Origin of the sequence: Vibrio sinus (genome assembly GCF_023634645.1) — a bacterium.
GTDB lineage: Bacteria > Pseudomonadota > Gammaproteobacteria > Enterobacterales > Vibrionaceae > Vibrio > Vibrio sinus.
The window spans coordinates 57,372-75,294 of record NZ_JAMKMR010000010.1; the positions used below are offsets into that span (position 1 = coordinate 57,372).

Annotated in this window: 17 protein-coding genes; 4 read left to right on the forward strand and 13 right to left on the reverse strand. The window is 44.4% G+C overall.

Features of this window, described 5'->3' with window-relative positions; translation table 11 throughout:
* Positions 1-2: 2 nt before the first annotated feature.
* The 3 genes from M9194_RS11975 to dnaQ form a co-directional block, all read right to left on the reverse strand.
* Positions 3-650 (reverse strand): S24 family peptidase, encoded by a 648-nt coding sequence (locus tag M9194_RS11975; protein ID WP_250612881.1) that lies wholly within the window; start codon positions 648-650, stop codon positions 3-5.
* 574 nt (positions 651-1,224) lie between these two features.
* Positions 1,225-2,472, reverse strand: coding sequence for a TIGR03503 family protein (locus tag M9194_RS11980; RefSeq protein ID WP_250612882.1), 1,248 nt, complete (start codon positions 2,470-2,472; stop codon positions 1,225-1,227).
* A 45-nt stretch (positions 2,473-2,517) separates the two neighbouring features.
* Positions 2,518-3,255: a DNA polymerase III subunit epsilon gene (dnaQ, locus tag M9194_RS11985; RefSeq protein WP_250612883.1), complete on the reverse strand. Its 738-nt coding sequence runs from the start codon at positions 3,253-3,255 to the stop codon at positions 2,518-2,520.
* 56 nt (positions 3,256-3,311) lie between these two features.
* Between dnaQ and rnhA the strand changes: the two genes are divergently transcribed.
* Positions 3,312-3,779, forward strand: a complete 468-nt coding sequence (gene rnhA, locus M9194_RS11990; RefSeq protein WP_250612884.1) for a ribonuclease HI — start codon at positions 3,312-3,314, stop codon at positions 3,777-3,779.
* Positions 3,780-3,803: 24 nt separating this feature from the next.
* A complete protein-coding gene (locus M9194_RS11995) occupies positions 3,804-4,547 on the forward strand; it encodes a metallophosphoesterase (RefSeq protein ID WP_250612885.1) in 744 nt (247 codons plus the stop codon).
* 65 nt (positions 4,548-4,612) lie between these two features.
* Here the strand turns inward: M9194_RS11995 and M9194_RS12000 are convergent, their stop codons facing one another.
* Complete coding sequence (locus M9194_RS12000) at positions 4,613-5,173, reverse strand: sugar O-acetyltransferase (protein WP_250612886.1); 561 nt, start codon at positions 5,171-5,173, stop codon at positions 4,613-4,615.
* A 58-nt stretch (positions 5,174-5,231) separates the two neighbouring features.
* On the reverse strand, positions 5,232-5,969 hold the full coding sequence (locus M9194_RS12005) for a methyltransferase domain-containing protein (RefSeq protein ID WP_250612887.1): 738 nt from the start codon (positions 5,967-5,969) through the stop codon (positions 5,232-5,234).
* Between the two features lie 37 nt (positions 5,970-6,006).
* Between M9194_RS12005 and gloB the strand changes: the two genes are divergently transcribed.
* Positions 6,007-6,765, forward strand: coding sequence for a hydroxyacylglutathione hydrolase (gene gloB / locus M9194_RS12010; protein WP_250612888.1), 759 nt, complete (start codon positions 6,007-6,009; stop codon positions 6,763-6,765).
* A 70-nt stretch (positions 6,766-6,835) separates the two neighbouring features.
* Entirely contained in the window at positions 6,836-8,431 is a 1,596-nt protein-coding gene (locus M9194_RS12015; RefSeq protein ID WP_250612889.1) for a lytic transglycosylase, read from the forward strand.
* Positions 8,432-8,520: 89 nt separating this feature from the next.
* On the opposite strand, the gene M9194_RS12020 is transcribed toward M9194_RS12015, so the two are convergent.
* The 8 genes from M9194_RS12020 to lpxB form a co-directional block, all read right to left on the reverse strand.
* Positions 8,521-9,375, reverse strand: coding sequence for an endonuclease/exonuclease/phosphatase family protein (locus M9194_RS12020; RefSeq protein WP_250612890.1), 855 nt, complete (start codon positions 9,373-9,375; stop codon positions 8,521-8,523).
* Positions 9,376-9,409: 34 nt separating this feature from the next.
* A complete protein-coding gene (gene glnB / locus M9194_RS12025) occupies positions 9,410-9,748 on the reverse strand; it encodes a nitrogen regulatory protein P-II (RefSeq protein WP_250612891.1) in 339 nt (112 codons plus the stop codon).
* Between the two features lie 65 nt (positions 9,749-9,813).
* Entirely contained in the window at positions 9,814-10,128 is a 315-nt protein-coding gene (locus M9194_RS12030) for a c-type cytochrome (protein WP_250612892.1), read from the reverse strand.
* Positions 10,129-10,172: 44 nt separating this feature from the next.
* Positions 10,173-11,501, reverse strand: coding sequence for a tRNA lysidine(34) synthetase TilS (tilS, locus tag M9194_RS12035; RefSeq protein WP_250612893.1), 1,329 nt, complete (start codon positions 11,499-11,501; stop codon positions 10,173-10,175).
* Between the two features lie 105 nt (positions 11,502-11,606).
* Positions 11,607-12,566 carry an acetyl-CoA carboxylase carboxyl transferase subunit alpha gene (gene accA, locus M9194_RS12040; RefSeq protein ID WP_250612894.1) on the reverse strand — a complete coding sequence of 320 codons (960 nt, stop codon included), beginning with the start codon at positions 12,564-12,566 and terminating at the stop codon, positions 11,607-11,609.
* 37 nt (positions 12,567-12,603) lie between these two features.
* Complete coding sequence (gene dnaE / locus M9194_RS12045) at positions 12,604-16,083, reverse strand: DNA polymerase III subunit alpha (RefSeq protein ID WP_250612895.1); 3,480 nt, start codon at positions 16,081-16,083, stop codon at positions 12,604-12,606.
* A 36-nt stretch (positions 16,084-16,119) separates the two neighbouring features.
* On the reverse strand, positions 16,120-16,740 hold the full coding sequence (gene rnhB / locus M9194_RS12050) for a ribonuclease HII (RefSeq protein WP_250612896.1): 621 nt from the start codon (positions 16,738-16,740) through the stop codon (positions 16,120-16,122).
* A 9-nt stretch (positions 16,741-16,749) separates the two neighbouring features.
* Positions 16,750-17,886 (reverse strand): lipid-A-disaccharide synthase, encoded by a 1,137-nt coding sequence (gene lpxB, locus M9194_RS12055; protein ID WP_250612897.1) that lies wholly within the window; start codon positions 17,884-17,886, stop codon positions 16,750-16,752.
* Between the last annotated feature and the right edge of the window lie 37 nt (positions 17,887-17,923).

Genomic DNA, 17,923 nt, shown 5'->3' on the forward strand with positions numbered 1-17,923 from the left:
TATCATTTATTATAAGAAAATCTAGACTGCACAACTACCCCTAACATCCTTATTGATTCTTGTAGTGGGTCCGGTGACGAGTTTGTGTTAATAGGAAGTAGCAATCGGTTAGGACCATCAATAGATAGAACCCTTAATGTTGCTTCTTGAGTATCTGGGTAATGAACAACTATTATATCTCCATCTATTGCTTCCACTTCAGGGTTCACTATAAACACAGTTTCTTTTGGAAACCTTGGTTCCATTGACGGCTTACTCAATAGAGCAAAAGATAGTTCCGATGTAGGTTCTACAACTACCCAACGTTCATAAGACTCTACTGATATATTTTTCCACAACATTGATAAATTATGGATGCTATCTGACCAAGAAATGATAGGAATAGCTTGTGTTTTTGGTTGTACTTTTTCTTTTTTATCAATTAACTCATCAACGGTAACGTGGAAGTGGCTCGCAAGTGATTGTAATGTCGATATTCTGGGGTCAAGAGTTTCTCCAGTTAAAAGTTTATGTAACGTCGATTGTGGTATCCCTGTATAACGAGAGAGTTTCGCCTCACTTACATCATTATTCTGCATCAATCGGCGAATATTAATAACCAAACTATCATTCACATCTCGATTTAAATATAGCTTTCTAATATTTCTCATCAATAAATAATCAAACCACTAGAGGGATGTTAGTGGCTATTATTGTTAAACAGTTTGAAAATTCCACTAAATTATACTCTAAAACATGTAATTTTTCGAAAACTCAAAAAATATCACTTTAAGGATTGATTTTAACCCCTTAAGTGATACTATTTTCATAGAAAATCACTTTAGGATTTTCCATAAGCCCTGGGTTCAAGGCTTATATAGCAATATTTTTTGATAGAGTATTGCGTTCAATTTATAGCCAACTATTAACTTTGTCTAAATTTTGGCCTCTTCAAAGTAAGACAGAAGTTTTGCCCAAGCCATGAAGCTTGGGCTATTTTTTATCTTTTTGAACCAAAAAGACTTAATTTTATTGTCAACAATAGATCTATGCACCTTTAAAATATTAAGTTCAATAACACTTATTGTCCCACTATTAAAAAGTAAGGGTTTCAATTGACGAACCCAATATCAGTTAGAATACAAGGTGCAATTGATTCTTACTCGGAGGTGATACCGGATGAAAAGAGTGAAAGTCTAAAAACGCAATAAGCAAAGAGGTGTGGGGTCCAGAACAAAAAGTTCCTTACTCTTCAGGGATATCGAGCTTCATCTCGGGTACTTGGCGGCTTGCTTTGAATTTCTTCCATACAAACCAAATTACGAAACCTAAGATAATCGCCACAACATTACCGATGCCAATTAGCATCATACTTCGCGTTCGAGCTTCTTCACGCATTTGCAGTAAACGTAACTCTTCCATCAATTTTTGTTGTTGCAGCTCTTTTTCTTCTTGGATACGCCTTGTTTCTTCTATGTCGATGTCTTCTAACACGCTGTAAGTGCGGTTATTGAGATCAAAGATTAACGGGCGGTTGGTACCGACTTCAGTTGCGAACACTCGTCCAAACCAAGTGTAGTTTCCCAAGTCTCCCGTATTCGGTAAATTAAGTTCGAGTTTCATACTGCCTTTTTTGGCATAGCCCTCAACCATCACTTCTTTATCACCAGGATCTAGTCGATTAATGTGCGCTGCAATTGATCCTGGCCTGATCGCTCCTTCTTCACCTGACACGATCACCTGATGATCGACCCCTTCTTCCCTAGCCTGAATAAACGTTACGTGAAAAGGCTCTGGATAAACCAACACTTCTTGCTCACGTGCTCGGAGAAATACACCATTACCTGATGTGATTCGAACTTTATATTTGCCGGGTTGAGGTTTAATTGGCAAGGTGACGGTGAATATTCCATCTCCTGGGTATTCGTCTAGCTCTTTACCGTCATCTGCGAATTCACCAATAACCTCGGGGATAGGGCGAGCCTCTTCTGACAATTCAGACTCATTCTGAACGTATTTCGTGAAAGTGACTTTTAGCTCTAACCTATCTAAAAAGTCTCTTAATACTAAAGGCTTGTTGTCTGAGGTGAGCTGAGCGGTGAACTTGATTTTCTCACCATGGTACAAACGCTGTGGAAGCTTATCGGTAGACAATTCCAGATGAGAAAAAAGCTTGATATTGTTTTTCGGCGTCACCTTGCCTATGGCTTGCCAAGGCCCAGGCATGGGGTGATCAATCATAATGATATCCATCGAAGGCTCTTGATACCACTGAACCTTATCAGGCTTATCCCAAGCAAAGTACTTGGTGCCATCAGGGCGAACCAACACAACGGGCTCTGAAGGCTTGGCTCGATAGATGACAAACGTAACTTGCTCTACCGTTGGGTCAATTCGGAATCGATTATCCAGTAAAGAAATAGAGGACTCTGTCGCTGCTAATGCGCTAACGCTAAACCAAACGCCAATCATAGCCAGCATCGTCCTTAACATAATCTCTCCTAGCGCCCCTTTTTCCGTTTACGACTTGCCTTTAGTTTACCGCCAAAGGCAACTACCACTTTTTTCGATAAGATCCAGCCTTTCTTGGTGTGCTTCTAGTTCATCGGCGGTAGCACGCAAAACCTTTAGCGCTTTTCTTCCACCAGCCACGCGTTTTATCGCTCCCGCTGCGCCAGAGTCACCTTGAGCACCCGCATTAAACTGCATTGATGTTTGGCCACCCGTCATTAGCAAGTAGACGTCCGCCAAAATCTCAGCATCGAGTAACGCGCCGTGAAGCGTACGATGAGAGTTATCTATACCGTAACGATCACACAACACGTCTAAGTTATTTCTCTTGCCGGGAAATATCTTCTTAGCCATCGCTAAGGTATCGGTGATTTTGCAGTATTGCTCGGTTTTGCCTGAAGCTTCGCCTAGCTTGCCAAACTCATAGTCCATAAAGCCCACATCGAAGGGCGCGTTATGGGCAACCAACTCTGCCCCTTTGATGAAGTCTAAAAACTCGTCGTGCACCTGTTTGTATTCAGGTTTGTCTTTGAGGAATTCATCTGTGATACCGTGAACCTTGATGGCCTCTGGCTGAATTTCTCTATCTGGCTTTATGTAAACGTGAAAGTGTCGCCCTGTTAGTTTCCGGTTGACGATCTCCACCGCACCAATCTCGATAATTCGGTGGCCCAAATAATGAGGCCCACTTTCCGTATTCATACCGGTCGTTTCGGTATCGAGCACAACGATACGCTGGTGTTCAGAATTGTGGCTAGTATTCATAACAATAACTGTGTCAGACTATGTAAATAACGTACTTCATTCAATAGTATCAAATCATGACGAAACAAGTAGAAATTTTCACCGACGGTTCGTGTTTAGGAAACCCTGGACCGGGCGGGTATGGAATCTTGCTGCGCTACAAAGATATTGAAAAACCGTTGTCAAAAGGGTTTAAGTTAACGACCAACAACCGAATGGAGATGATGGCTGCGGTTGTCGCATTGCAATCACTAAAGGAGTCCTGCCAAGTCATTTTAACCACCGATAGTCAATATGTTCGTCAGGGCATTACCCAGTGGATCCACAATTGGAAAAAACGCGACTGGAAAACAGCAGATAAAAAACCAGTCAAAAATGCCGATTTATGGAAGCAACTCGACCAAGAGTCGCAAAGGCATCAAATTGAATGGCGCTGGGTGAAAGGTCACGCGGGACACAGAGAAAATGAAATCTGTGATGAACTGGCGAGAGCGGCTGCCGAACAACCGACAGAAGATGACAAGGGTTACGAGATAAGCCAATAGTTGCGTTAGGGAAACTACATAGGTATGAATAAAATCATTCAAATATCAGATTCACATTTTTGTGCATCTGATAAGAGTCATAAATCTAGAGAGCACTTATCTGCAGTCCTAGAAGAAATAAACCGCCGATACGATAATTATGTTTTGGTATTTTCTGGCGATTTAGTCATGAAGCCAAACCAAGAGCACTACCTCGCACTATACCGCTTTATCCGGGAATATACTCAAAGCGAAGCCTATGCAATTCCTGGCAACCACGATGACATATCGTTGATGCGTAAGCTTGCCTCTCAGGATGAATTTTTTCCGATACAAGACATCGTAGAAATTAACAACACCGATGTGGTGCTTTTAGACTCGAGTACACCAGGTGAGCACCTAGGAGGTGGAAAAATTGACCTAGCCCACTTCGAGAAGGTCAAAATGAAACTTCGCAAGGAATCGAATAAATTGGTCTTTATCCATCATCCACCATTTAAAATTGGCGCTGAATGGTTTCAGAAAATCTGCCTTGATAATGGTGAGCGATTCATGGAGTCTCTATCGCAAATCGATAATTTGAAATATTTGGCATATGGGCATTGTCACAACTACTTTGTCAAAGAAAGTGGCCCCACTGTTTTCTTATCGTGTCCTTCCTCATGGGTTCAATTCGACCATAGTTGTGATGAGACGATAAGGTACGATCATGATCGGGAGATAGGGTTTAACGTTTTCTCTCTATCCGATGAAATATCTCATGAAACAATAACGCTGCCAGTGAGTTAACTATACCTCGCCTCTTTCCGGGTAAATGAAGCAAGGAAAGAGGCCATTGCCCTGCAGGTCCGCTTTCATCCATTGTCTATCTGTTTGATGATTTTGCAAGGATTTCCAACGGCAAGCACATTCGCTGGTATATCTTTCGTGACCACACTACCTGCGCCAATGACTGAGTTTTCTCCAATAGTGACACCAGGACATACTATTACCCCTCCGCCTAACCAAACGTTGTCGCCGATATCGATGGCAGAGCCAAACTCAATGCCCTCTTCCACTCGGCTCTTTACATCTAATGGGTGACCTGCTGTGTAGATCTGAACATTCGGTGCGAACATGACATTGCTTCCTATACGCACCTCAGCAACATCTAAAATTACGCAGTTAAAATTGGCGTAGAAGTTATTACCCAATCTTATATTGCTTCCATAATCACAGCGAAAAGGAGGTTCTAGAAATGCCCCTTCGGAGTCTGGTATCAACGCATCAATTGCATCACGCCACTCTTTTGTATCTGGAATAGAACCATTTAACTGTTGCAGACGCTTACGGCATTCAATGCGTTCGTGATAAAGCACTGGATCCCATGCATTATATGGCTCTCCCGCCAACATTTTCTGTTTTTCGCTTTTCACTTGATATAGCCAGTCTATGTTTTTAACGTTCTAGGAGGTTGAATTAGGGCGTGTCGACTTATTTTTTCACTTTAGAGTGAGTATTACAATTCACACTCACTGGCGAAAGCTTGCGTTTTAACTGCCAATGTGGGCGAATCGGTTTCAAAGGATAGGTTCTTTTACGGGCGACGATGAAGTACAAGCTGCCAAAGAATTGTATCCAACCACTAAAGCTATTTTCAATGGCTGTCCACATCGGCGGATAGGTTTGGAACGGAAAAACCGCATAAGAATCACTATGCACTACTTGGTAATTCAAAACACCTAACCAATCTTTTATTCGATTGGGCGTAAACATACGCCCGCTCCAAGGTAAATTATTTTTTCGCCACGGCATCAAACTCGACAGCCCTGTGATACTAATGGGGTTAAAGCCTGTGAGTATTAGATAACCATCGTCAATCATCACCCTATCCACTTCACGTAACATTCGGTGAGGATCATTACAATAATCAAGCTGATGCGCCATTATGACGGCATCAAAACTTTTTTCCAAAAATGGTAGATCGTAGCCATCAGCGATAATATTATGCAACTCATTCTGGATATCCAAGTTCACTTGGTGTTGAATATTACAATCGGAGCTGGTGAGTTCGCAGCTAAGTCCGCCAAGTTTGAGCAGATGGTAACCAAACAACTTTGGACTCCATTCATCGAGGCGAAGCTGGATAGACTCACTCACCCACTGGCCATTTTTCAGTTGGGACCATGAGTGAGGTTTTTCTAACTCTTTTTCGCTACGTGCTGGCTTCATTAATACCTATTTTCTCTTGGATGTTGGAGACTCGAGAATGTTATATATCAAAAGCATACCTGCATTTAATGATAATTACATCTGGCTGATAAAAAATAATGATAATCGCTGCGCAGTGGTCGATCCTGGCGATGCTGAGCCTGTTCTAGATTATCTTAAACAGCATGATTTAAAGTTAGATGCAATTTTGATTACTCACCACCACCACGACCATATCGGCGGCGTAGCCGAGCTGGTGAGGCAACATCCGGGTATTAACGTTGTCGGCCCGTCTTCTGAGCCAGTGCCCACCCTCACTCATGAAGTAAAAGCGGGCGATCAGATCGAGTTATTTGGCGAAGTGTTCTTAGTCTTGGGGCTAGCGGGTCACACTCATGGCCATATTGGCTACGTTGGCGATGCTAAACTCTTTTGCGGTGATGTACTGTTTTCTGCAGGCTGTGGCCGTGTATTTGAAGGAACCATGGAAGAGATGTTTACTTCACTACATAAACTGACCAGCTTACCTGAAGAGACTGAAGTGTACTGTGCCCATGAATATACCGCCAGTAACATTGCTTTTGCCTTAGCAGTGGAACCGGATAACACACTGCTAAGGGAGTATCGTGATAAGGTCAATCGACTACGTGGACAGAACATTCCAACCATCCCAACAACCATTCGCCAAGAAAAGTGGGTCAACCCATTTTTGCGTACAGATCAACCAAGTGTGATTAAATCAGTAGCAGCTCGAACTGCCAAAACCGATCCATTGTCAATTTTTACAGCATTGCGCGAGTGGAAAAACGAATTTTGACAAATTGCTACTTGTCACCAGCGGGAGTTGACAAGTATTATCAGCAGCCGTGTAATAAAAGGGCTGTGTAATGCGAGTAAAATACAGCTGGGTTTTGGCGATTCTCTTATCGGGGTGTCAGCTAACCCAGTCGACTGATAAAAACCTACCTGAGCAAACCAACAATCCATCCTCTTCAGTGAAAGACACGCAGCCTTCAAGTTCATCTGCGTATTCTTCATCACATTCACGCTCAGAAGAACACTCGCGCCACGAGCATGTGGTATCGGAAGACACACCGCAATCGCAAAAAGACGTTTGGCATAGAATCGGTATGCAGCTGCATATGAAAGTGCCAAACAATCAGATGGTCAACTATTATCGCACTTGGTACATCACCCACCCTGGGCATCTCAAAGTGGTCTCCGAACGAGCAGCGCCTTTCCTTTACTTGATTACCAAGAAAATCGAAGCTCGCGGATTACCCCTTGAGTTGGCCTTGCTTCCTGTTGTAGAAAGTGCTTTCGACCCGTTTGCGTATTCACACGGTAGTGCTGCTGGCTTGTGGCAGATTGTGCCAAGTACTGGCAAGATGTTGGGCTTAAAACGCAACTACTGGTACGACGGCAGACGCGATGTGAGTGCCGCGACGGACGCTGCACTCGATTACTTAACTCAGTTGAACAAGCGATTCAATGGTAACTGGTACAATACCATTGCGGCTTACAATAGTGGTGGTGGGCGCGTTGCTGCCGCCATTAGAAAAAACCAAAGGCTCGGCAAGCCGACAGACTTTTTCTCGCTTGACTTACCGAGCGAAACCAGTGCCTATGTTCCTAAGTTACTCGCCTTAGCAGACATAGTGGCACACCAACAAAAATACGGCGTACATATTCCACCTATTGCCAACAAGCCTGTGGTCGAAGTTGTGAATCCCAAAGAACAACTTGATTTGGCCATTGCTGCAAAGTTTGCCAACATTCCTTTAAAGAAATTACAAGAGCTAAACCCGGCGTACAACCAATGGGCAACCGATCCTCAAGGCCCTTATCAATTGTTGCTTCCGATTAAGTCGGTAGCGAGATTTGAAAAAGAGCTGAAAGATAATCCTGGAAAAGGCCTAAAACTGGTTCGTTACAAAGTCAAACCTGGCGACGCTTTGATTTCTTTAGCGAAGAAATACAACACCACACCAGAAGTGATTAGAGTAGCCAATAATCTAACCGGCAATACTATTCGTGTTGGGCACTATTTGTTGATTCCTACGTCCACGAGAAGTGACGAGTCATACGCGCTGAGTGCTTCTAATCGCCTTGCTAAGCTGCAAGCCGAGTCCAGAGGTCAATACAAGCTGACTCACACTGTTAGAGCAGGTGATAACCTATGGACGATAGCTAGAGAAAATAAGGTCTCTTATAAGTCATTAGCCAAATGGAATGGCATGGGACCACGTGATGTCCTGCATATCGGACAAAAGATTGTGATTTGGAAGAAAGCCACAGATGGCGCCATCATCCGTACTGTATTTTATCGAGTGCGCACGGGCGACACCATTGATGCCATCGCTTATCGATTTAAGGTAAGTCGACACGATATCGTCAAATGGAACGGCCTTGCGAACCAGAAATACATCCAGCCGGGGCAAAAACTGAAACTCTACGTCGACGTCACCAAAGTCAGCGTGTAACACTCACACAGCCTACGAAAAAGCTCGCGCTATTTAGACGCGAGCTTTTTATTTAACTGTCATATTGGGATATAGCAGCCAAAACAGATTCAACTGGATGAGAGAGTGAAGGTGGCTATCAGTGGATTATGATCGGATGCATCGGTTGTCGGAGATGTCGCTTGATCTAGGGTTAAACCGCGATAAAACAGGTGATCAAGTGGTAGCCCGTTAATAAACTGCTTACGATTGTCTGGGCTAAACGGCACTTCTTCCACCCCAATTTCGTGCAGATTGCGCTTTAACACTTTCCAACGTACTGCGCTCCAGCTATTAAAATCACCACCAACCAAAACAGGACCAGAGTGATCCAACAATCGGCTGACCAGGGTCTTTATTTGCTCTTGATATTCCTTTGTGCCATAAGTGAAATTAATGGCATGCAAATTCACTACCGCCAACGATTGACCATTTGATAGCTTATATAAGCTAAACAACCCCGACTTGGGTAGTCGAATCCAAGGCTCTTTTTCTGTATAGGCGCACGCAAAAAAAGGGGCAGAGGTAGACAGGCTAAGTACGCCTGCTGGCACTTTGAATGCTTTAAAGGCGTCCACTTGGATAGCAAATTTGTTGTCATCGGCTATCCATTTTTCTAACTCTGGCGTTAAGCTAGATTCTTGCAATAATATCAACTGGGTATTGGCAGAAAAACGCGCTAACGCTTGCTGCCAATTGTCGCGATTCTGCTTATAAATATTCCAAACTAAGACGTTGATTTTGCCATTGTTATCAATTGGCTGCGAATCACTGTTCTCATAGCAAAACACATGCTTTTCTATTTTTTGACCATCGATAATCGATAAGGTCGGGGCACTTGGCAGGTCAAACACTAGTGAATAGCCAGTCGCAACCGAAGCGGACACCGCCGTTATCACCCCTATGATCTTAGTTTTTTTCTTCATACGCTAAATCGAAACTACTGCTGTTATCTCATCATTAAATCGCTTCTTCGTCTTCCTCGCCAGTTCGTATACGAACCACTCGCTCGATATCAGTAATAAAGATTTTGCCATCACCGATTTTGCCCGTTTGAGCCGTGTCAACGATGGTATCTACGCACTGATCAAGAACATCACTGGACACTACGATTTCTAATTTTACCTTGGGTAGAAAATCCACCATGTACTCGGCGCCGCGATATAACTCTGTATGCCCTTTTTGGCGACCAAAGCCTTTCACTTCAGAGACCGTCATGCCTGTGATCCCGACTTCAGCCAGCGCTTCTCTCACATCATCAAGTTTAAAAGGCTTGATTATCGCTTCTACTTTTTTCATCTTTAATCCTTACACATTAATGGGTTAGGCCCATTATTATCTAGTGCCCATCGACATTCAACTGGCTACTTTAAGCTCGCATAGTAGGCGGCAAGGTTTTTTATGTCACTTTCACTTAATAAGGAAGCTTGGGTCTGCATAACCGATGACAAGCCTCCGCCTCGTTGATTGTTTTTGTAGGCCGTTAACGCATTCACTAAATACTGCTCATTCTGACCTTTCAAGTTTGGATAACCTGGTATTGCCGAGATACCATCAGAACCATGGCAGGCTGCGCACACCAAGGACTTTTTATGGCCAGCGGCAATATCTCCATTTGCGAAAGCAGAAGTACTCACTGCCAGCATCATCAGCAACAAAGTATTGATACAGTTTTTCATAAGACGTCCTTGTATGTTTCAAGTTGTAGTAAACAAAATAAGTGTCACACAGATTCTGCTATATTGTCCCAGATTATCTCACAGTCTTGACCTTCAAATGCCCGATCGACAAATAACCCAGCAACGGCGACCACCTTTCCTCCACACATTAAGATCGGAGTGCGCCGCCTCTGCCAACTTGGCACCTGATATTCTTGGAACAGCTTTTTTAGTTTGCGACTGTGATTACGCTCTACCGGGTGCGCGGACAAACCCTCGGGATTAAACGTGATCGACAAACTTTGCTGCATGTTACTGGGAATCGATAGGTTTGCCGTAGCAGAGTGTCCCGATAGAGTGACATAACCAAGCTTGTCCGGTAGTTGCAGAGGCGTATCGAGATAAATCTGAGCGCTCCAACTCGACACATCCATCATCTCAGAAAGTATATATAGTCTGTTATTAAATCGCCTCACCTGACAATCTGAAGTATTGAGCTGTGGATTGGCATCTTGCGCAGATAAGGCGACTTCGTGCCATATTTTTTTAAGCTGCTCGTAGCTAGGCATAAGATAACCTGACTGGCTCATCCACATGCGGATAAGCTGCCAGCGGGCTCTGTCACTATGCTGAGCTAGCCCATCAATGTCTATGCTCTTTTTCGAATCCAATAACGAATGCAATGACTCTTGAAGTAACTCTTCTAGCAATGCTTCTTGCTCGGCGCACAAATGCGCACTACGACGAATAGATTGGGCAAACGAAGGCCAGCGCTGCACTAGAGTTGGTGTCACCTGATGGCGAATGAAGTTTCTATCAAATCGAACATCTTGATTGCTTTCATCTTCAATCCAATCCATACCACGTTCATTAGCGTACTGCTCAATCTCTTGACGTGCTACACCAAGTAAGGGTCTGACAATCTTGCCAGAATAGAAGGCTTTACTCTCAGGCATAGCGGCCAGCCCTTTAGGGCCACTGCCACGCTTTAAAGCTAGTAAAAAGGTTTCTAGTTGGTCATTCGCATGCTGCCCCGTCAGCACAATGTCATTGGGGTTAATATGTTTACCTAATGCTTTGTATCTCTCGTCTCGCGCAAGCTTCTCAACACTCTCACCTTGGCTTAAATCAAGCGACACGGTTTCTATCACTAAGGGAATATTGTACTCGTCGCACCAAGACTGGCACTGAGCTGACCAAGCCGAAGCATGGCGACTAAGACCATGATTGACGTGAATGGCAATACAATCTAGTGATTGCTGGTTGGCAAAACAAGCACTGAGTTCTAAAAGAACACGTGAGTCAACACCACCACTAAACGCAATCACTAACCGTGACTCAGCTGAAACGAACTGGCTAAGAGTTTGCGCGAAGGTTGAATGAATACTGCTCATGACTGCCTATTGCTGCCGTTTCCACTGTCTATTGACAATTTTATGGTAGAACACCACAAAAAGAAAAGGGCCGAACTAAGTCGACCCTTCACTAATAGATATTGCTTAACAATAACCGTAGCTCATTAGGCGTTGGAAGCGACGTTCTTGCAACGCATCCTTAGTTAGGTTATCCAGTTCTTTTAGCTGAGCAAGCAATGTCGCTTTCATGTTCTCAGCCATTTGTTTGTAATCTCGGTGTGCTCCACCTAGAGGCTCTTCGATGATCTCGTCAATCAACTCCAACTCTTTAAGACGAGGAGCAACAAGCCCCATCGCTTCTGCAGCTTGAGGTGCTTTTTCAGCATCGCGCCATAAGATAGATGCACAGCCCTCTGGAGAAATCACCGAGTAGGTTGAGTATTGCAGCATGTTGACGTAGTCACCAACACCGATTGCAAGTGCACCACCTGAACCGCCTTCACCAACAACATTACAAATCACAGGCACTTTAAGTCCAGACATTACTTTTAGGTTGGTGGCAATCGCTTCAGACTGACCACGCTCTTCAGCGCCCACGCCTGGGTATGCACCTGCTGTATCAATAAAGGTAATAATAGGCATATTAAAGCGCTCTGCCGTTTTCATGAGGCGTAGTGCTTTGCGATAACCTTCAGGCTTAGGCATACCAAAATTACGTCTAACTTTTTCTTTAGTTTCACGACCTTTTTGATGGCCGATAACCATCACTGGGCGTCCTTCTAAACGTGCAATACCGCCTACGATTGCCTTGTCATCAGCAAAAGCACGATCACCAGCCAGTTCATCGAATTCAGTGAATACGTGCTCAATATAATCCAGTGTGTATGGACGTTGCGGGTGACGCGCTAGCTGTGCTGTTTCCCACGCACCTAAATCACTAAAGATTTTTTTCTTCAATTCTAAGCTTTTCTTTTCAAGCTGTTCGATTTCCTTATCTAGATCAATTGCACCTTCGCCACCATGACGAGAAACACCACGTAGTGCTTCGATTTTTGCTTCAAGTTCCGCAATTGGCTTTTCAAATTCTAGAAAGTTTAGGCTCATCTATAGATCCTTTTCCACTCGACGTTATTATCGAGAATCAGTTAAATTCGAGTTCTACTTGGCTTTTACCAAGCAATTGTTTCAATTCATCCAGCAACGCGTCATTTGGCGTTACTCTCCATTCTGTCCCTAACGTCAGCTTTGCTCGCGCATCTGACCGCTGGTAATAGACATTAACAGGCACTGAGCCCGCTCTGTGTGGCTCCAATATTTGACCGAAACGTTCAAAAAAGTGGCTGTCAATCTGGGAGTCGTTTATCGATATCGATAAACCTCGGATGTATTTTTCACGTGCGCTTCCAAGGTCCATAACCTCGCGAGCGGACATTTTAAGACCACCATTGAAATCATCAAAGCTGACCTGTCCAGAAACTACCAGAATTCTATCCTTTTCTAACAGTTCTGCATACCTTTCTAATGCATCCGAGAACAACATCACTTCCATTCGTCCAGATCGATCGTCTAATGTCATGAGTCCGATCCGTGTTCCGCGCTTCGTTGTCATCACTCTAGCCGCAATTACCAAGCCTGCGATAGTGACCGTTTGGTCTCTACGAGTTGGCGTCGCATCTTTTAATCGACAACTGGTATAGTGACTAAGTTCCTTTATATATTCATTGACGGGATGCCCCGTCAAATAAAGGCCAAGGGTATCCCTTTCCCCTTCTAACCACACTCGTTCTGGCCATGGCTCTACTTGTGCGTATTTGTTTTCGACCTCTTCAGGGGCTTCTGTCAACACGCCAAACATGTCCGCTTGACCAAAAGATTCAGCTTGGTGATGTTGGCTCGCGGCTTTCACCGCGTCATCTAGTGACGCCATCATCGCAGCACGGTGCGGGCCTAATCGATCCAGTGCGCCTGCGTGGATCAGTTTTTCAATAACGCGCTTATTGACTTTTTTAAGATCGATTCGCGCACAAAAATCAAACAAGTCTTTAAAGTGGCCATCTTTGTTTCTTGCCTCAAGGATGGCATCGATTGGTCCCTCACCGACACCTTTCACCGCTCCAATTCCGTAGACAATCGCGCCATTTTCATCGACATTAAATCGATACAAACCTTTGTTGATATCCGGTGGGAGTACGTCGAGTTTCATTCTGAAGCACTCATCCACAAGGCCAACTACTTTCTCAGTGTTGTCCATATCAGCGGTCATAACCGCCGCCATAAACTCAGCAGGAAAGTGCGTTTTCAACCAAAGCGTTTGGTAAGACACCAAAGCATAAGCCGCCGAGTGAGATTTATTGAATCCATAACCAGCAAACTTTTCTACCAAGTCGAATATTTTCATAGCGAGCTCACCGTCTACGCCATTTTTTATCGCCCCGTCTTCAAATATGGCCCTTTGCTTTGCCATTTCTTCAGGTTTTTTCTTACCCATCGCACGGCGAAGCATGTCCGCTCCACCAAGCGTATAGCCAGCCAAAATCTGCGCAATTTGCATCACCTGCTCTTGATAGAGAATGATGCCGTAGGTCGGTTCCAAGGTTTCTTTAAGCGACTCGTGTTGCCATGTTTCATCTGGATAAGAAATAGGCTCTCGACCGTGTTTTCGGTCGATAAAGTTGTCCACCATGCCAGATTGAAGCGGGCCCGGTCTAAACAATGCCACCAATGCGATAATATCTTCAAAACAATCGGGCTGAAGACGTTTTACCAGCTCTTTCATTCCCCGAGATTCAAGCTGGAAAACAGCGGTGGTTTCAGAGTTTTGCAACAGTTTGAAAGATTTTGCATCATCAAGTGGAATCGACTCGATTCGCAATGGCTCTTTGCCTTCTTTGGCCAATCTTGGGTTGATGAGCCCCAATGCCCAATCAATGATGGTCAGTGTTCTAAGACCAAGAAAGTCAAACTTAACTAGGCCCGCGGTTTCTACATCATTTTTATCAAATTGAGTGACCGGAAAGTTGCCTTCGGCATCAGCGTAAATCGGTGCAAAATCCGTGATGGTAGTCGGCGATATAACCACGCCCCCGGCGTGCTTACCCGCATTTCGAGTACACCCCTCAAGAATACGACACATATCAATGAGCTCTTTCACTTCCTCATCGTTGTCGTAAAGCTCAGGTAATGCCGGCTCTGCTTTAAAGGCTTTTTCTAGGGTCATGCCTGGATCGGGTGGCACTAACTTAGAGATGCGATCGACAAAACCAAAGGGGTGTCCTAGAACTCGGCCAACATCTCGAATCACCGCCTTCGCGGCCATTGTACCAAAGGTAATGATCTGAGAAACCGCGTCTCTGCCATACATTTCCGCAACGTGATCAATGACTAAATCACGTTTATCCATACAAAAGTCGATATCAAAATCGGGCATGGATACCCGCTCTGGATTCAAGAAACGCTCGAACAGTAGATCGTATTCAAGTGGGTCGAGATCGGTAATTTGCAGCGCATACGCCACCAACGAGCCTGCGCCCGAACCACGGCCAGGACCAACGGGTATATCATTATCCTTTGACCATTGGATGAACTCCATTACGATGAGAAAGTAACCAGGAAAGCCCATCTGGTTAATCACATCTAATTCGATCTGCAATCTATCGTCGTACTCGGGGCGACGAGCTGATCTCTCAGCGGGGTCTGGGAATAAAAACGCCAGCCTGTCTTCTAAACCTTCTTGAGACTTTTTCACTAAAAAGTCTTCAATTTTCATACCTTCAGTTGGGAAGTTTGGCAAGAAATACTCACCTAACCGAACCGTCACGTTACAGCGTTTGGCAATTTCTACACTATTTTCTAATGCTTCGGGAATATCCGAGAACAACTCACACATTTCTTGTTCACTGCGCAAGTATTGCTGCTCGGAGTAATTTTTTGGCCGCCTTGGATCGTCTAGTGTGTAGCCATCATGGATAGCCACCCGGATTTCATGAGCATCGAAAAGATCGCTACTTGGCAGAACCACATCATTGGTGGCAACCACTGGTAACGCAAGTTGCTCGGCCAGCTCTAATGCAAAGTGCAGATAACTTTCTTCATCAGGCCTGCCCGTTCTGGTTAATTCTAGATAAAAACGATTGGGAAAGTGGGTGGTATAAAATTGCGCGCACTTCGTTACTAGCGGTTGATTGCCTTTGAGCAGTGCTTTACCCACGTCGCCATTTTTACCACCAGACAAAATAATCAAGCCTTCATTTAGCTCGGCAAGCCACTCTTTGTCGATCACTGGCTTGTGCTGAATATGACCCCGTAAATAGGCTTTCGAGATAAGTAAAGTGAGGTTTTTATAGCCTTGATTATTTGCAGCTAACACCGTCAGTTGAGTCAGTTCTTGTTCAAACTCAGCAGATTGCATTGAAAATTCCGCACCAATAATAGGCTTGACGCCATTATTATGGGCTGCGCCATAAAACTTTACCAAACCACATAGGTTAGTAAAATCTGTCAATGCCATGGCTGGCATACCCATTTCAGCAACCTTCTTCACTAGTTGAGGTACTTTTGCAAGACCGTCAACCATTGAAAAATCACTGTGGACTTTTAAATGAATGAACTGCGGCTCTGACATACTTTAAATCCTGAAGGTTGAATACGAGAGGAACGGCTACAGTGCCAAGACTCGTTGTACGGGTTTAAAACTCCTGCGATGCTGTGAAATGACCCCGTGCTTTTCAATCGCAGCAAGGTGGGCCTTGGTTGGATAGCCCTTATGGTTAGCAAAGCCAAACTCTGGGTGCAATTTATCAAGCTCTAGCATTTCTTGGTCACGGACAACTTTAGCAAGGATAGACGCTGCACTGATCTCTGCCACCCGTAAATCACCTTTTACAACAGATTGGGCTGGCATTGCTAGCTCAGGCACTTTGTTACCATCGATAAGGCAATATTCCGGCTCAATAGCTAACCCTTTTATTGCCCTTTGCATGGCAACCATCGTGGCTTGCAAGATATTCAGCTCATCAATCTCACTCGGAGAGCATCGGCCAACCGACCATGCTAGCGCTTTTTCCTTTATTTCTGGAAACAGCGCCAATCGTTTCTTTTCAGATAATTTTTTCGAATCGGTTAACCCTTCGATAGGGTTATTCGGGTCAAGAATGACAGCAGCGGTAACCACATCTCCCACTAAAGGACCGCGTCCTACTTCATCGACACCAGCGATAAGTTGCACCCCTGGTGGATACTCAAAGGGAGAGAATGCTTGATTTGAAGTTTTTTGTACCATGACGTGTAATCAACCAATTAAATTTAGTACGGCATTTGCAGCTTGTTTGTCCGCATCCTTACGTATCCAGTGATGCATTTCTGTAAATTTGTCTATCATTGCTTGATTGTCCGAGTCGAGCAACCTCATCACTTCACGACTTAAATTCTCTGGCGTGCAATCTTCAAGCAAATATTCTTTTACCAACTCCTGATCTGCCAAAATGTTGGGTAGTGATACATATTTGGTTTTCACCAGTCGTTTAGCGATAAAGGCGGTGATGGCATTGACTCTATAGCCGACGACCATTGGACGCTTCAGCAACATACATTCAAGCGCTACTGTACCAGAAGCTAACATCACCACATCAGAAGCAGCAATCACATTGTGCGCTGTATCGTCAATGAGGTGAAATTCCAGCTCAGGAGCCAGCTCTTTCCAGGCTTGCTCAAATTGCTCACGCCGCTTTGCGTTGACCAAAGCAACGGCAAAACCTAACTCAGGGTTTTGGCTATGGATGGTTTTACACGCGTTAATAAATGGCTCGCACAGCATCTTCAATTCGCTACCTCGGCTGCCCGGCAGCACAGCTAGCCATTGTTTATCTTGGCTTAGACCTAATTGCTCTCGCGCTTGTACCTTGTCCGTATCCATTGGAATCGTATCGGCAAGTGTATGGCCAATGAACTCACAAGGAACGTTATACTTATCGTAAAATGCCTTTTCGAATGGTAGAAAAGCTAACACGAGGTTAGTGGCCGCTTCGATAGAAAAGATTCTTTTTTGTCGCCACGCCCATACTGAGGGGCTCACGTAATGGACGGTTTTGATGCCTGCGTCTTTTAAACTGCGCTCTAAACGTAAGTTAAAATCAGGAGCGTCGATGCCAATAAACACATCTGGTGGATTGCTAGTGAAATGTTCTACAAGCTGTTTTTTGACCTTAATTAATCTTGGTAGTCTACCCAGCACCTCAACCAAGCCCATCACAGCAAGTTCTTCCATGTTAAACAGCGATTGACAACCTAACGCCATCATTTTGGGGCCACCAATACCAACAAATTCTGCGTCCGGGTATTGCTCTCGGATCGCTTTAATAAGGCCTTCGCCCAGGGTATCACCTGACAATTCGCCAACCACAATACCGATTCTTAGAGGTTTGTTCATGGGGGTTCCATAGAGTCCGTTTAATTTGGCAGGCTAT

Bases quoted from the DNA above. Each gene is read 5' to 3' on its own strand.
- dnaE (WP_250612895.1), bottom strand. From the start codon at position 16,083: ATGTCAGAGCCGCAGTTCATTCATTTAAAAGTCCACAGTGATTTTTCA.
- M9194_RS11995 (WP_250612885.1), top strand. From the start codon at position 3,804: ATGAATAAAATCATTCAAATATCAGATTCACATTTTTGTGCATCTGAT.
- M9194_RS12020 (WP_250612890.1), bottom strand. From the start codon at position 9,375: ATGAAGAAAAAAACTAAGATCATAGGGGTGATAACGGCGGTGTCCGCT.
- dnaQ (WP_250612883.1), bottom strand. From the start codon at position 3,255: ATGAATACTAGCCACAATTCTGAACACCAGCGTATCGTTGTGCTCGAT.
- M9194_RS11980 (WP_250612882.1), bottom strand. From the start codon at position 2,472: ATGTTAAGGACGATGCTGGCTATGATTGGCGTTTGGTTTAGCGTTAGC.
- lpxB (WP_250612897.1), bottom strand. From the start codon at position 17,886: ATGAACAAACCTCTAAGAATCGGTATTGTGGTTGGCGAATTGTCAGGT.
- M9194_RS11975 (WP_250612881.1), bottom strand. From the start codon at position 650: ATGAGAAATATTAGAAAGCTATATTTAAATCGAGATGTGAATGATAGT.
- M9194_RS12030 (WP_250612892.1), bottom strand. From the start codon at position 10,128: ATGAAAAACTGTATCAATACTTTGTTGCTGATGATGCTGGCAGTGAGT.
- rnhB (WP_250612896.1), bottom strand. From the start codon at position 16,740: ATGGTACAAAAAACTTCAAATCAAGCATTCTCTCCCTTTGAGTATCCA.
- M9194_RS12015 (WP_250612889.1), top strand. From the start codon at position 6,836: ATGCGAGTAAAATACAGCTGGGTTTTGGCGATTCTCTTATCGGGGTGT.
- tilS (WP_250612893.1), bottom strand. From the start codon at position 11,501: ATGAGCAGTATTCATTCAACCTTCGCGCAAACTCTTAGCCAGTTCGTT.
- accA (WP_250612894.1), bottom strand. From the start codon at position 12,566: ATGAGCCTAAACTTTCTAGAATTTGAAAAGCCAATTGCGGAACTTGAA.
- rnhA (WP_250612884.1), top strand. From the start codon at position 3,312: ATGACGAAACAAGTAGAAATTTTCACCGACGGTTCGTGTTTAGGAAAC.
- M9194_RS12005 (WP_250612887.1), bottom strand. From the start codon at position 5,969: ATGAAGCCAGCACGTAGCGAAAAAGAGTTAGAAAAACCTCACTCATGG.
- glnB (WP_250612891.1), bottom strand. From the start codon at position 9,748: ATGAAAAAAGTAGAAGCGATAATCAAGCCTTTTAAACTTGATGATGTG.
- gloB (WP_250612888.1), top strand. From the start codon at position 6,007: ATGTTATATATCAAAAGCATACCTGCATTTAATGATAATTACATCTGG.